Annotated in this window: 14 protein-coding genes; 4 read left to right on the top strand and 10 right to left on the bottom strand. The window is 73.8% G+C overall.

Annotation, left to right across the window (positions count from 1 at the left end):
- Positions 1-180: 180 nt before the first annotated feature.
- The 3 genes from AC067U_RS33465 to AC067U_RS33455 form a co-directional block, all read right to left on the bottom strand.
- Complete coding sequence (locus tag AC067U_RS33465) at positions 181-5,139, bottom strand: DNA-binding protein (protein ID WP_478833589.1); 4,959 nt, start codon at positions 5,137-5,139, stop codon at positions 181-183.
- Positions 5,136-6,005 carry a DUF4132 domain-containing protein gene (locus AC067U_RS33460; RefSeq protein ID WP_478833588.1) on the bottom strand — a complete coding sequence of 290 codons (870 nt, stop codon included), beginning with the start codon at positions 6,003-6,005 and terminating at the stop codon, positions 5,136-5,138. Before AC067U_RS33460 ends, AC067U_RS33465 begins: the two co-directional genes overlap by 4 nt.
- 250 nt (positions 6,006-6,255) lie before the next feature.
- A complete protein-coding gene (locus tag AC067U_RS33455) occupies positions 6,256-6,687 on the bottom strand; it encodes a subtilase-type protease inhibitor (RefSeq protein ID WP_478833587.1) in 432 nt (143 codons plus the stop codon).
- A gap of 560 nt (positions 6,688-7,247) precedes the next feature.
- Here AC067U_RS33455 and AC067U_RS33450 point away from each other — a divergent pair.
- The 4 genes from AC067U_RS33450 (at position 7,248) to AC067U_RS33435 (ending at position 10,427) form a co-directional block, all read left to right on the top strand.
- A complete protein-coding gene (locus AC067U_RS33450) occupies positions 7,248-7,622 on the top strand; it encodes a hypothetical protein (protein ID WP_478833586.1) in 375 nt (124 codons plus the stop codon).
- Between the two features lie 183 nt (positions 7,623-7,805).
- Positions 7,806-8,165, top strand: coding sequence for an ArsR/SmtB family transcription factor (locus tag AC067U_RS33445; RefSeq protein ID WP_478833585.1), 360 nt, complete (start codon positions 7,806-7,808; stop codon positions 8,163-8,165).
- Between the two features lie 47 nt (positions 8,166-8,212).
- Complete coding sequence (locus AC067U_RS33440) at positions 8,213-9,055, top strand: universal stress protein (protein WP_478833584.1); 843 nt, start codon at positions 8,213-8,215, stop codon at positions 9,053-9,055.
- A 127-nt stretch (positions 9,056-9,182) separates the two neighbouring features.
- The gene (locus AC067U_RS33435) at positions 9,183-10,427 is read left to right on the top strand and encodes a geranylgeranyl reductase family protein (RefSeq protein WP_478833646.1); all 1,245 of its coding nucleotides are present in this window, start codon (positions 9,183-9,185) and stop codon (positions 10,425-10,427) included.
- Positions 10,428-10,451: 24 nt separating this feature from the next.
- On the opposite strand, the gene AC067U_RS33430 is transcribed toward AC067U_RS33435, so the two are convergent.
- The 7 genes from AC067U_RS33430 to gvpJ are packed head-to-tail and all read right to left on the bottom strand — an operon-like array spanning position 10,452 to position 13,930.
- Entirely contained in the window at positions 10,452-10,862 is a 411-nt protein-coding gene (locus AC067U_RS33430) for a gas vesicle protein K (RefSeq protein ID WP_478833583.1), read from the bottom strand.
- Complete coding sequence (locus tag AC067U_RS33425; RefSeq protein ID WP_478833582.1) at positions 10,852-11,079, bottom strand: gas vesicle protein; 228 nt, start codon at positions 11,077-11,079, stop codon at positions 10,852-10,854. Before AC067U_RS33425 ends, AC067U_RS33430 begins: the two co-directional genes overlap by 11 nt.
- Complete coding sequence (locus AC067U_RS33420; protein WP_478833581.1) at positions 11,076-12,005, bottom strand: GvpL/GvpF family gas vesicle protein; 930 nt, start codon at positions 12,003-12,005, stop codon at positions 11,076-11,078. The genes AC067U_RS33425 and AC067U_RS33420 overlap by 4 nt, the downstream gene beginning before the upstream one ends.
- Positions 12,002-12,403, bottom strand: coding sequence for a gas vesicle protein (locus AC067U_RS33415; protein WP_478833645.1), 402 nt, complete (start codon positions 12,401-12,403; stop codon positions 12,002-12,004). Before AC067U_RS33415 ends, AC067U_RS33420 begins: the two co-directional genes overlap by 4 nt.
- 38 nt (positions 12,404-12,441) lie before the next feature.
- On the bottom strand, positions 12,442-12,705 hold the full coding sequence (locus AC067U_RS33410) for a gas vesicle protein GvpG (RefSeq protein ID WP_478833580.1): 264 nt from the start codon (positions 12,703-12,705) through the stop codon (positions 12,442-12,444).
- Positions 12,706-12,742: 37 nt separating this feature from the next.
- A complete protein-coding gene (locus tag AC067U_RS33405; RefSeq protein ID WP_478833579.1) occupies positions 12,743-13,459 on the bottom strand; it encodes a GvpL/GvpF family gas vesicle protein in 717 nt (238 codons plus the stop codon).
- Between the two features lie 3 nt (positions 13,460-13,462).
- Complete coding sequence (gene gvpJ, locus AC067U_RS33400) at positions 13,463-13,930, bottom strand: gas vesicle protein GvpJ (protein WP_478833578.1); 468 nt, start codon at positions 13,928-13,930, stop codon at positions 13,463-13,465.
- Positions 13,931-13,936: the final 6 nt, after the last annotated feature.

Raw genomic sequence — 13,936 nt, 5'->3', positions numbered from 1 at the left:
CCGTGGGCGGAGTGGAGCGGTGGGGGCGGTGGAGCGGGGCGGAGCGGTGTCGTGGGTGTGGCGGCGCGGCTGCCGGACGGTGCCGCCCGGGGCCGGCCCGCCCCCGTACGAGGGCGGGCCGAGCAGCGCCGGATCCGGCGCCTGGGCGGCGCCGGACCCAGCGGCTCGGAACCGCCCTGCTCAGCGGCGCCTGACGCGCCGCACCTTCAGCTCGGTGAAGCGCGGGACGTCGCCCTCGCGGACCCGCCGCCAGGCCCTGCGGTAGAGCTCCGCCGCGGGCTCGGTGGGCACCAGCACGCCGAGGAGCGGCGTCCGGTCGGCGAGCAGGTCCTCGTGCATCTGCGCCTTCCACTGCTCCAGCGGCAGGGAAGGCGACGTCGTCTCGACCCAGCCGCCGGGCAGGAACAGGCTGCGCCCGGCCCGGGTGCGGCTCGCCGTCACCACCAGATCGGTGGCGCCCAGTTCGGCGCGGGCGGCCTTCAGCCGGGCCGGCTTCCAGCCCGTCCAGCGGGCGGTGTTGCGGTCGGTGGGGTCGGGCATCGCCAGCAGCATCAGGTACAGGGCGGCTGCGTCCGCGCCCAGGCCGTACGCCTCCGCCGCCTCGCCCACCAGCTCGGGCACCGAGCGGGTCGGATCCTGCGGCCACCACGTCTCGACGGCGCCTGCAGCACCGGCCTCCGCAGTGCCGGCCTCGGGAGCACCCGGATCGGCGAGCAGCGCGGCGAAGCGGGGGTCGTGCACGACCTGCAGTGCCGCCTCCACGGGGAAGGGATGCTGCGCGGCCCCGCGCAGCAGCGGCAGGTACGGGTCGCGGCCGGCCGAGTCCAGCAGGGCCGGGCGCACCGCCGGCACGGGCTGCCCGTCATGGGTGGGCAGCACCACCGCTCCGTACTGCTCGAACTGCTCGGCCGTACGCGTCGGTGCCCCCGCGGCCTTGCGGAAGTCCTTCAGGTTCACGTACCAGCCGACGACCATCATCAGTTCCGGAGCGACGAGCCGCTTGCGGATGGCGGCGAGTGCCGACGGCAGCAGGGCCCGCAGCGGGTCGCCGGCCGGCAGCCGGTGGGCCAGCCAGGCGATCATGGCCACGGAGCCGGTCAGCACGTCCGCGGAGAAGGCCTCGCCGGTCGACTGCGCCGGCTCCACCCGGTCCCCCTTGACCTTCCAGGGCACGTCGGTGCTCAGCGCGGGCGCGGAGGCCGGGTCGAGCACCGCGGGGAGGGCCCGCAGCGCCGGCCAGGCGGCCTTGACACCGCGGTTGGCCTCGACGGGCAGCCACTCGGGAACCGCCACGCGGCGGCCGACCCGCCGGTTCCACACCGCGGCCGCGGCGGCCACGTCCGGTCCGTGCGTCCACAGACGGCCCGGATCGGCGGGCAGCAGCGCCGCGACCAGCTCCCGGCGGACCGAGGTGCTCAGACCCTTGAGGTCGTCACGGGCCACGGCCGCCTCGCTCGCCTTGACGTCGAGTATCGCCCGCTGCTCCGCGCTGAGGAAGCTGTGTTCGTACGAGTCCACGGAGGGCAGGCCGGCCAGGACCAGCCGCGCCAGGGTGTGGGAGACACCGGTCAGGGAGGCGAACTCCTCGGCGGCCTCGGGCCGCCAGGGCACCGCGCCCCGCGCGGCCGCTTCCTCCAGGAAGCGGGCCGTCCAGTCCTCCGGGCGCCCGGTCTCGCCGAGCGGCCGGTGCCGAACCAGGGTGTACGGCTCGGGCACGGCGAACCGGCCCGCGGGATCGTACTGGAGCGCCGTGATCTCGAACCCGTCGGTGAGGTGCGTGCAGCGTTCGCCGATGACGAGGAGGGCCCCGCCGCCCAGCGGGAGCACACTGTGCCTGAAGGCGTGGTAGTCGGTGCCGTCCGGCTTGCGCAGCGCGCGGTGCGGCAGGTGGACCGTGATCCGGCGCCACCGTCCGGTCGCGCCGGCCACGCCGAGTGCGTCGATGCGCTGCAGGAGGGCCAGGAGGGCCTCGCGGTCCTCCTCGACGGTGGCCGCGGCGACCGCACGGTAGGCGATGGCCGCGGGCTGCTCCAGGAGCCGGGTCCACGTGAGGTTGGTGTGCGGCAGGCTGGGCAAGAGGCAGTGCAGCTGACCGGGTTCGGCAACCGCACCGGTGTCCGCCTGCGCCGCGGCGACGGCGGACAGCGCCTGGCAGGCGTGGTCCTGCCGGTCGTCCCAGCCGTTGTGGCGGTAGCCGGGCCTTCCGGTCAGTCCGTCCAGTGCCGGTTCCAGCACCTGGTCTGCCGGGCCCTGCGGGGCCGTCTCGTCCGCGCCGCCCCGGACGGCGGAGGCGAGGCGCTCGGTGATCTCCCTCTGGGTGTCCCGCTGGGCGAGGGCGAAGCGGACCGCGCGGGCGATGCCCTGGACCAGGATCTCGTCGGTGACCTTCGGCAGCGTGGCACGCACCACGGCGGGCAGCTCCTCGTCGGTGGCTGCGGCGGCCGTGGCCAGCATGGCGGCCGCCGTGTCCCGGTCCACCGCCCGCAGCGCCTGCGAGGCCCCCGCGTTGCGCGGGCGCAGGCAGAACCAGTGCTCGGATGGCGGCAGCTTCGGCCCGTACGCGCCGGAGCCGTGGAACGCACGGCAGGGGGCCTCGGCGGTGATCGCACCGTCCGGGTCGGTCAGGTGGAAGAAGTGATAGTTCGAGGACAGCGCCCGGGGCCGGTCGTCACCGGGAAAGACGACCGCCGCCAGAGGGGTCCCGCCGTCGTCGCTCTTCGGCACGGTGACGGCACGCCCGGCGGCGTCGCAGGCACGCCAGCCCCCGCCGGGCACCTGCACCACGCGCCAGCCGAGCAGACCGTCCACGGGCGCGCCGAGCACCGAGCCCTCGACGCCGGGCGTCGGGCGCAGCCAACTGCCGTACGCGGACAGGGTGCTGCCCTCGGGGTGCCCCTGGAGGGCATCGGCCAGGAATCCGGGCAGCGCACGGCGGCCGGTGGTGTCAGTGGCCGGGTCGTACTCCGCCCAGCCCTGGGTCCTGCCGTCGTTCTCCCAGCTCCAGTACGACCGGCCGTCGGAGATCATCGGGCGCTCCTCCGGCAGCCCGGTGTCGCCCCGGTGCAGGACGCCCGCGCCGGTGGCGAGGCCGCCGCCGGGCAGCGGCAGATCGACGTGCTGGGGGCCGAGGCGCCACGGGTTCCTGCCGGTGTCCACGGTGAAGACGTGGTCGGGGTCGGTGTGCCAGTAGCCCTGCGTCGGGCCGCTCCCGTACCAGGAGCGCCAGCAGACCAGCAGCGCGCCGTCGACGTAGTGGAAGCCGGTGGAGCGCCGGTCCGTACCGGGGATGCGCAGGTCGTGGACCAGCACGGTGGCGTGGGCGTCGATCACCCGGACCTGCCGCTGGTTGGCCACGATGAGGTGGGGCCAGGCGCTGAACACGGTGAGGTCCGCGTTGTCCCGCTTCGGATCCAGCTCGGTGAGCGCCTCCTCCCAGGCGGGCCAGGCCAGTTCCTCGAAGAGGCCGCCGCGCAGGGTGCGGGCGAGCAGAGCCCCGAGGTCGGTGGCGGCCGCGGCGGCCACCTCCTGCTCGGCGAGGACCAGAGCCTCGGCGGGCAGCCAGGTCAGACGCTGCACGGCCTCCGGGTACCGGGGCAGACCGGTGTCGTTGGCGGCGCGGGCGACCCCGCGCACCCACTCGGCGAGCATCGGGCGCCCCCCGGGGGAGGCGGCCACCTGCCGGATCACGGACTTGTTGAGGTCGTTGTCGTGGAAGCGGTTCGCGGCATTGGCGAAGGCGGTCCGGAAGCGTTCGTCGGCGGCGAGCGCCAGCAGGTCGCGGCGGTCGTCGCCATGCGCCCAGTCGTCCAGGTTCAGTGCCACGTCCGCCGCCGGAGCGGCGACCGGGATGCCGAGGGAGAGCAGCAGGTCGAGCAGGTCGACGTCCTGGCCCGCGACCTGCAGGCCCGCTTCCCGGCCCGGCTCGGCGAGTTCGGCGCGGAGCCGGTCCGCGGACCGCCGCACCACGTCGAGGAGGAGCGGCAGCGGCTGCCGCCGGCCCCAGCCCCGGTGACGGGCGCCGTGGAAACGCTCCAGCCAGCCGACGGTGCCGTCGGCGCAGCGCTCCTCCGGGGTCGCGGCGGGGGAGACCAGTGCTGCCGTGGCCCCGGACTCCTCGAGGATGTCGAGCCACAGTCGGGACATCTCGCCGTCGTTCGAGTCGTCGCCCAGCGGCATCAGGGAAAGCAGAGTGCCGCGCACGGCCGGTTCGCGGCGGCCCAGGCCGACCAGCGCCGTCCGGTGGGTCTTCCACCACCCGGTGGCCGCCCGCAGGGTGGCGGGCATGGCCAGCAGTTCGGCGAGGTAGTCCTGTTCGGCCTCCACGGAGTCCAGACCGGCCGAGCGCGCCAGGCGGCGCAGGGCCGGGGCGACCTGGGCGGAGGGCACCATGCCGCCCGCGGTGCGGCGTACGCACAGGCGCCGGTAGCGGGCGTACGCCTCGGGCGCGGGGACCCGCAGCTCCAGCTCCTTGGCGTAGGAGGTGAGCACGCGCACCGGCAGCGCCCCGGCGAGGGCGAACTCCAGGAACACTGCGTCGATCCGGTCGTCGTCGACGGTCAGGCCGTGACTGGCCTCGCTCTTGCGGGCCCGGGTGAACAGCTGCGCCGCATAGGTGGGGTTCTCCACCGACAGGAAGATGCGGGCGGTCTCCTCGTAGAAGACCGGCAGGAAGTGCGGCACGGCCGCGGCCAGCCGGCCGGCGAGCTCGTGGCAGGCCTCCAGGGCCGCCTTGGGCTTGGACTTGGCCTGGCGGGCGACACGCTCCAGTTCCGGTACGAGCGCCAGGGCGTGGTGGCCGTCCTGCGGGTGGTGTACGAGCACCCACTCGGCGAAGCCGAGGGTCTGGCGGCGGCCCAGGCCGACGACGGCCGGCTCCGCATCGGGCACCAGCCCCAGGAATCCGGCGGCGAGGTCCTCGGCCGCGCCCAGTTCGGCCGCCGCGAGACGGACCACGACACGGCCGTCGGGCAGGCCGGGGTGGCGGTAGGTACGGGCGGTGAGGCCGACCGCGCCGGGACCGGCGCCCTCGGTGCCGGGCGGCAGCACCGCACCGGCCTCGATCAGCAGCGCGGCCTCGCCGGCGCGCTCGGCCGGTGCGTCGGCGGTGGCGCCGTCCGCGGGAGTGGTCGTGGTGGTCATCGTTCGTTCCCGCCCTCTTCGATCGTGCGGCCGGCGTACAGCGCGGCGGCCATCCGCATGCCCTCGGACCAGGCGACCGGTCCGACCTCGCGCAGCACCGCCGCGCGGCCCTCCTCGTCCTGCCAGGTCAGCGCCCCGGTCGCGGAGTCCCCGTCCCAGTACGGCTCACCGATCCACACCGAGGCCTTCAGCCCGCGGCCGGCGTCCCGGACCGCGCAGGTGGCGTAGCCGCCGGACACCCGGTAGCCGAGGGCCGTGGCGCGCGCCGCGAGACGGAACCGGTTGGGGTAGGACCCGCCGGCGAACTCCCGGACCTCGGTGGCGTCGGCCGCGAGGTCCTCCGGCTTGCGCCACGTGGCCCGGTGGATCTGCTCGACCCCCTGCACGATGCCCAGTTCCGCCGCGAACTCGCGTACCTCGTCCAGGTCGGGCAGCAGCACGGGATGCGGCAGGAGCACGGTGGGGGCGGAGAACCGAACGGTCTCGCCGTCGAGGTTCACCACCCGAAGCTCGCCGGAGGCGGTGGCATCGCGCAGGAAGCCCACCTCGTCCGGGTCCTCGCCGACCACCGCGACATCGCGCAGCGCGCCCTGCCAGGCCTCGTCGGGCCAGACCCGGGCGAGCAGCGCGGTCGGCACCGGAAGCGAGGAGACCATCCAGGCGTCCACCTGCGCGGCGCACGCGGCGGCGTGCCGGTCCAGCCACTCGGCGAGCCGGCGCAGCCGGTCCACCTCGGCGTTGTCCCGCAGGGCCTTGGGAAGCGTCTTCAACTGCCGTCCCGCAGCCCGCCCGGTTACGGCGCGTGCTGCCACCCGCCCCTCCAACAAGGCGATTTCATACCCTTCGCCCGCTGTCATCCAGCCCATCCCTCGCCGCCCCCTTACATGCCCGTTCACGTTCCGGGCAGGTCGAACCGGGGGCACGGCGCCCCCTGACCTGCGATATGAGCGGGACAGTAGCGGGCCCCACTGACAACGGCGCGGGCAGGCGGTCACCCGCGCCCTCGCGCACACCCGCCGGTGCAGGGATGTCACGGACCGTAGCGCCGCCGCCGGTTCACGGCCCGTCAGACGCCAAGGGGCCCCTCGTGCGGAGGGGCCCGGAGCGGTCGGGGTGTCAGAACGCGAAGAGGGCGTTCCCGTTGAGGGTCGCGGACATGACGCACGCGTTGGAGAAGGTGTGCTGCCAGGCGATGCGCCGGCCCTGCCAGACGCCGTCCGCCGTGACGGTGACGGGGTCGTAATGCATGGGGCAGGCCCGGTCCGGGTCGGGGGAAGCCAGGAGGGCGTCAAGGCTCCCGGCCGCGGTCGCCAGGGCCGCACACGCGGCCTGGGGGTCAGGATGCGTTCCCCGGGCGGTGGGCGCGCAGCTGAGGGTGGAGGCCCGCACGACGGACGCGGCGTCCTCGCCCTGCCCGACCGTGAGTACCACGGCGGAGGGGGCGTACAGGCTCGCGGGCTGGGCCGCGGCGACGCCGGTGGTGCCCGCCAGGGCCAGGAGGGCAGCGGAGGAGACGGTGGTGATGCGGTAACGCACGACAGAGCTCACTTTCGATTCCAAGGATGGGCGCGGCAGTTGGCTGTGCAATGCCCGCCATGACCCCGCCGAGTCTGCAGAATGCGAAGGCGGCCCGCACATCGAAGACCGATTTACGGACATCCTGTTCGTCTACCGGCGACCGAACGCTCGTTCCGGCAGTTCAGGCGGGAGCCGCGCCCCGTCCGGCGAGGCTCCGGACGCGGGCCGGCACCCCGCGTGAGCGCTCTGATGAGGCCCGATGACCCTGCGTCAGTCGAGCCCGGTTCACCCGACGTCCACCCAGACTGACCGGATCGGGTCGCCGCCCGGCCGTGGACACCTTGATCCCTCATCGCCTGGCCGCACCGGCACCCCGCCGCATCCGCCGCACTCTTCACGGCGGACACCCGCACACCGAGCACCTCTTGCGGCAGCCCGGGCACACACGCAACGTAACGAACGCTGCACCGATCGTTTTTCGCCGAATCTCCGGAACCCGCCGTCCGGCGGCGAGGGATCGGTAGCGTCCCGGTACGGAAGATCCGGTGCCGGATGCGCCGGGTACGGCAGATGCAGTGCGGAGGACGGCCATGGCCAACGTGGAAGTGTCGCTGAAGGAAGCGATGACCTCGATCGACGGCGCGCTGGGGGTGGCGCTGGTGGACTACACCAGCGGTATGGCCCTGGGCACGCTCGGCGGCGGCAAGGACCTGGACCTGATGGTGGCCGCGGCCGGCAACACGGACGTGATCCGTGCCAAGGTCCGCACCATGGAGATGCTGGGCCTCCAGGACGAGCTGGAAGACCTGCTGATCACGCTGGGCCGCCAGTACCACCTGATCAGGGTGCTGCGCAGCCACAGCGGCAGCGGACTGTTCCTCTACCTCGTCCTGGACAAGGAGAAGTCCAACCTGGCCATGGCGCGCCACCAGCTGCGCCGGATCGAAGCGGAACTGGAGGTCTAGCCCGGCGTCCCGACCGGTCCACGCATGCCCATGAGTTGAAGACATCTTCAACTCGACACATCAGAAACCAGTCAACTTCGGGTGCGGGTGTGCCGACCGGACGCGACGATGGAGGCGGAGGCCGTGCCGCCGCACGCGGCACGGCCAAGGCAAGGGTCGAGGAGCAGCAGGAGCGTCGTGGGTATGCAGGTGCCGCTGTACCAGGCGAAGGCCGAGTTCTTCCGGATGCTCGGACACCCGGTCCGCATCCGCGTCCTCGAACTCCTCCAGGACGGCCCGCTGCCGGTCCGGGACCTGCTGGCCCAGATCGACGTAGAGGCGTCCAACCTTTCCCAGCAACTCGCCGTCCTGCGCCGCTCGGGCATCGTGGTGTCCACGCGCGAGGGTTCCACGGTCACCTACGCCCTGGCCGGCGGGGACGTGGCCGACCTGCTCCGCGCCGCACGCCGCATCCTGACCGAAATGCTGGCGGGCCGGAACGAACTGCTCGCCGAGCTGAGACAGGGCCAACCGGAAACCGGCCCCGCCCCGGCCCGGATCTGACGCCCCGCACGGGAGAGGGACGACGGGGCGGCCGCGAGGAGGCGGCCATGGCGACCGAGGTGGTCGTGGGTGTGATCGGGACGCCCGAGAGCCGCGCCGCGCAGGCGTGGGCCGCCCGGGAAGCAGTCCTGCACGGGCTGCCGCTCTGCCTGATGCACGTGGAGGAATGGACGGCCACGCACACCGTCCCCCACGAGTACGCCGCGGCCGCGGCCGGACGGACCAGGACCCTCCTGAACGAAGCCGCGGAGCGGGTACGGCTGGACCACCCGGACCTGGAGGTCACCACCCGCAGCGCACTCGGAGACCCCGCCGAGGCCCTGTCCCGGGCCGCGGCGGAGGCGGAGCTGACGGTGCTGGGCTCGCGCGGTCTCGGCGGGATCACCGGCTTCCTCCTCGGCTCGGTGTCCCAGACCGTCGTCGGAACCGCCGGACGGCCCGTGGTGCTGGTGCGGGCGCACTCCGCGCGGGCCTCCGTACGGGAGACGATCGTCGTGGGCACCGGCCTGACCGACCGCAGTGGCCCCCTCCTCGCGTTCGCCTTCGCCGAAGCCGGCCGCAGGGGTGGTGAGCTGCACGTCCTGCACGTCCTGCAGGCGGGCGGCACGGGCCCGCTCGGCGACGAGGACGCCGGGCCGCGAGCCGCGGCACGGCTGACGGAGCTGCTGCGGCCGTGGCGTCGTACGCATCCCGGGGTGCGGGTCACCGAAGAGGCCGTCTCCGGCCTCCCCGGGCCCCTGCTCCTGCGGGCGGCGAAGGAGAGGCAAGCGGAGTTGCTGGTCGTGGGCCGACGACGGCGGACGGTGCCGATCGGCCCGCGCCTCGGCCCCGTCGCACACGAGGCCGTCCATCACGGCACCGTTCCCGTCGCCGTGGTACCGCTTGGCTGACCGGAGCCGGTGGAATAGTGAAGAGGTGATTACCAGGGGTGATGAAGCGAGTGGTGACCGCGGCCCGGCCCCCGGCGGGGGCTCCCCGACCGGGCCGAGGACCGGACGGGACGAAGAGGCGCAGGTCATCGTGGTGGGAGCGGGGCCGGCCGGCTCCGCCGCAGCCGTGCACCTCGCGCGCGCCGGGCTGGACGTACTGCTGCTGGAGAAGAGCGCCTTCCCACGCGACAAGGCGTGCGGCGACGGCCTGACCCCCCGGGGCGTGGCCCAGCTCGTGCGCATGGGCGTGGACATCGACGCACCGGGCTGGATGCGCAACCGCGGCATGCGATGGGTGTGCGAGGGCAACCAGGTGGAAATCGACTGGCCCCGGCTGGGCACCCTGCCCGACTTCGGACTCACCCGCAGCCGGCACGACTTCGACGACATCCTCGCCGCCCACGCCGGCGCCGCCGGAGCGCGCCTGCACACCCGGGTGAAGGTGACCGGTCCGCTGACCGACCGGGCGGGACACATCACGGGCGTCACCGCGACCCGGGGCCCTGACGCGGAGCCCGTCCGCTACCGGGCACCGCTCGTCGTCGCGGCCGACGGTGCCTCCGCACGGACCGCGGTCGCCCTCGGACTCGCCCGGGACGCGAACCGGCCGGTCGCGGCGGCAGCCCGCCGCTACTACCGCAGCCAGGCCCGCACCGACGACCCGTACCTGGAGCTGTGGGCCGACCTGCGCTGCCCCCAGACCGGGCTCGACCTGCCCGGGTACGGCTGGGTGTTCCCCCTGGGGGACGGCCGGGTCAACATCGGCCTCGGCGCCCTGCCGCAGCGCCGCCGCCGCCCGGTGGACCTGCGCGCCGCCCTGGACCACTGGCTGCCGCGCCTGCCCGCCGAGTGGGGCATCCAGGAGGAGAACGCGGACTCCCCGCTGCGCAGCGCCCCCCTGCCGATGGGCCTGAACCGGCGGCCCCAGTACCGCCGGGGCCTCCTGCTGGTCGGAGACAGCGCGGGCATGGTCAGCCCGTGGAGCGGCGAGGGCATCGCCCAGGCCATGGAAGCCGCGGAAGTCGCCGCCGAGACCATCGCCCTGGCCCTGGCCCGGCCGGCCGGGCCCAGCCGGGAACAGGCGCTGCAGCAGTACCCCGCCGAGATCCGCCGCCGCTGGGGACGCTACTACCGGCTGGGCAGCCTCGCCGGTGACCTCGTCCTCTCCCGGTACGGCTACCGGACCCTGCTCCATCCGCGCGTCATGGCCTCGCCCCCGCTGCTGCGCGTCCTGGCCCGCCTGCTCACCCACGTCTCCGACGAACCGGCACACGACGCCCTCGACGCCGTCCTGCACACGCTGATGCGCCTCGTGCCCTCTCCGCGCCGTTGAACCCGTCGAACCGCGCCGTCGTCGTCAGGACCCGGACGGCGGGAGGAGCCGGCCCAGGGGGCCGAGGTCCAGGTTGAGGTCCTCGAGCGTGCAGCCGTGCTGGGCGCACAGCTCGGTCATCCGGTCGTACAGGGCGAGGAGGGTGGCTCCCAGCTCCTCTTCCTGTGCGTCCGTCAGGCCGCCCGCCTCGACCCGGCGCAGCGCCTGCCGTTCGATGAGCTGCCGCAGCAGCTCGACCACGGTCAGCACCAGTCTGACCAGGTCCTCTCCGACCGTATCGGGGCCGGTACGGACGCGTCGGCCCGGGGAGCGGCCCGAGGGGGCCGCATCCGAGGGGGAGGCCGGCAGCAGCCGGACGGCATCGGCCATCGCCTCGCCGACCGCCCGCAGGTCGGGGGCGGCGGGGCGCGGCGGACGGGACGTGTCACCAGTCATGGCGCTGCTCGCTCTCCAGGGCCGGTCGGGGACCGTCGGCCGTGCTCACGGAGCTGATGAGGGCGCGCAGGGAGATCCGGACGAGGTCGATGTCCGCGATGGACAGGACGATGTCCCCGGTGATGACGACGCCCCCGGCGAGCAGCCGGTCGAGGAGGTCGACCAGCGCGACCTGCCGGCCCGGCAGCCCGGGATCGTGACCGTCGACGGGGGTCATGGCGCGGGGGGATCCGGCGCCGGCGGTGCCGCGGGTTCGGCGGGTTCGGCGGCGAACGAGTAGGGGGCCCAGGGACCCGTGACCTCCAGGCGGATCCCGCGCAGGTCCTCGGCCGCGCCGTCGACGGCCGCACGGAACTCGTCGGCCTGCGCGTCGGCGATCAGGAAGGCGTCGTTGAGGACGTTCTCCCCGGCCGCGGGGGTGGCGAGCGGCCCGCTCTGCGGGGCGTGGCGCACGTGCTGCGCCGCGTAACGCCGGGCGATCCCGGCGATGCGTTCGGCAGCCAGCTGCGCCTGCCGGTAGTGGTCCTCGCGGGCGCCGTGCTGCGCCCGGCGGGCCTGGAGGTACGCCTTGCCGGGACTGGCCGGTACGGATGCGGTGGCAGCGGCGGATGGGCCGGCCGGGGCCTCGTCGGCGGGGCTCACGTAGATCTTGACCCCGTACTCGGTGTGGGCGCTGAGCCGGGCCAGCTGGGTGGCGAAGCCCTGACCCTGCTGCCGCAGTGCCTGACGCGCGCGCGTGCGGTCCTCGTAGAGCGTGGCCATGCGCAGTGGCAGGACGGTGGTGCGGGCGGCGAGTGCCTCGATGACGTGGTGGTGGGCGCGTGCCGTGTCCTCGAGCCACCGCAGGTCCTCGAAGCGGTCCTTGAGCACGTCTTCGGCCCAGTCGTCGCGGGGTACGTCGCTGATGACGAAGGCGACCGGTCCGGCGTCGTCGCCCGGGGGCACCAGGAGCGCGACGGGGCGGTCCGCCACCCCCGTGAGGGCGGGCAGGACCTCGTCCAGGACGGGCGCGGTGGGCGTGACGGCGTAGACGTAGGTGAGTGCCCGCGTCGGGGCGCCGGTATCCGCCGTTCCCGGGCCTGCCGCGTCCGTCGTCCCCGGTTCCGCCGCGTCCGTCGTCCCCCGGTCCTCGGGGCCCTTCATTTCTCGGTCCTCCTCCGTGCCGCCCTATCGCCTGCGGGCTGCGTCCCCTGCTCCAAGGTCTCCTGGCGCCCGGTGCCCGTGGCGTCCTGCTGCGGTCCGGACGAGGTGAGCCGGTCCCGGCGCAGTTCCGCCAGCTCGGCGCGCAGGCGCTGGTTCTCGGCGGCCAGCGACCCGTCGTTCGAGTGACGGGAGGACAGCGAAGCGTCGTGCTCCCACCAGTCGATTCCCATCTCCTTGGCCTTGTCCACCGACGCGATCAGGATCCGCAGCTTGATGGTGAGGAGTTCGATGTCGAGCAGGTTGATGCGGATGTCGCCGGCGATGACGATCCCCTTGTCGAGCACGCGCTCGAGGATGTCCGCCAGGCTGGCCGAGGAGCTCGCGGGATAGCCCGCCATCGGCGGGCCCGTACCGAATCTGCGGTCCAGGGGGCTCGTCACGAAGGTTCACCTCCCCGGCCGCCGGCCCGATACCGGTCGATCTCCACCAGTCGCTCGAGCAGCAGGTCTTCTTCACGGTCGAAGGTCTCCTCGTCGATCTCGCCCTCCTCCAGCAGACGCTCCAGGTAGGCGAGCCGTGCCCGGACGGGCGCCGGGTCGTAGTACGAGGCCTCGGCCTCGTCGGCCACGCGCTGCGCCGCCCAGAGCACGGTGCGCATCGGCAGCAGCGGCAGGGTGACCAGTTGCTCCAGCAGCCCCATCGCGCGTCACCTCCCTCCGTTCCGGGTCCCGGACGTCCTACGGCACGAAGCTGTACGGGGGTAGCGGCCCGTTCAGGCGGACCGCGACACCGCCGTCGTGAGCGTGTTCGAGCTCGGCGTGCGCCTTCAGCAGCGCCGCTTCGCCCTCCCACGGCACGAGCAGGGACAGATTGAGGAAATCCTCTCCGGCAGGAGCGTGCAGGGCGTACTCCCGTCCCAGCGGCGCCAGTGTCCGGAGCAGCTGAGCGGCCGCGTTCGACCGCCGTACCTCGACCTCGTCCGAGATCATGCGCCCCAGCTCAAGGGGCAGCCGCGGGTCCGGGGATCCGGCGAGGATCTGTTCGTTGAGCCCGCGCGCCGGGGGAGAGGCGTCCAGGATCTCGCGCAGCAGGTCCTCCTGCTCCCACGAGGCCTTCACGTTGTACTCGGCACAGCCTCGTACCCGTTCCAGCGCGGCACGGTAGGCGTCCACCTCCTCCTCCAGCACCCGTCGTACGGCTTCGTCGTCGGGCGCGGTGTACCCGAACTGCAGCGGTAGTGGTGTGCCGTCGGCCATCAGGCGGTCCTGCAGCGCCTGGTGCGCGGCCAGATCGCGCCTTTTGGGCCGGATCTCCTCCTCGATGTCGCTGACGACCGCGCTCAGCTCCCCGGTGGAAACGACCCGGGCGGGAGCGGCGTGGGCGCCGACACCGGTCATGCCGTCGACCCGGCAGGGGTGGTCGCGCGAGGTCACGGCGTACACGTAGACGGACACGGTTCACTCCCTCTCACGCCGGACCGGCCTTCGGGCGGGCCGCCGACGCCGAGGAGGCTCTTCCTCCTCGCGTTCGTCCTTCTCCTCGTCTTCGTCCGCGTCCTCGTCCTTGGCGGACAGGGACTGCGTCACGGCCTCGATGGCACCGCTGAGGGCGCCCTTGGACTTGCCTCGGCTGCCACCCTCGACCACCTTGCCGACGACGTCCGGGAGCTGGGCGGGAGCCTTGCGGCCCGCTTCCAGATCGAGCCGGTTGCACGCCTCGGCGAAGCGGAGGTAGGTGTCGACGCTGGCGACGACGATCCGTGCGTCGATCTTGATCAGTTCGATCCCGACCAGCGAGACGCGCACGAAGACGTCGATGACCAGCCCACGATCGAGAATGAGTTCCAGGACGTCGTAGAGGCTGCTCGTTCCGCCCCCGCCCGCGCGGCCGAGACCTCCGTTGGCCCCCTGCGGCATCACCGTCATGGCGTT

The organism is Streptomyces sp. NPDC043853 (assembly GCF_056436025.1).
Note: the sequence above shows the minus strand (reverse complement) of the source record. Positions and strands in the feature narration are given on the sequence as shown.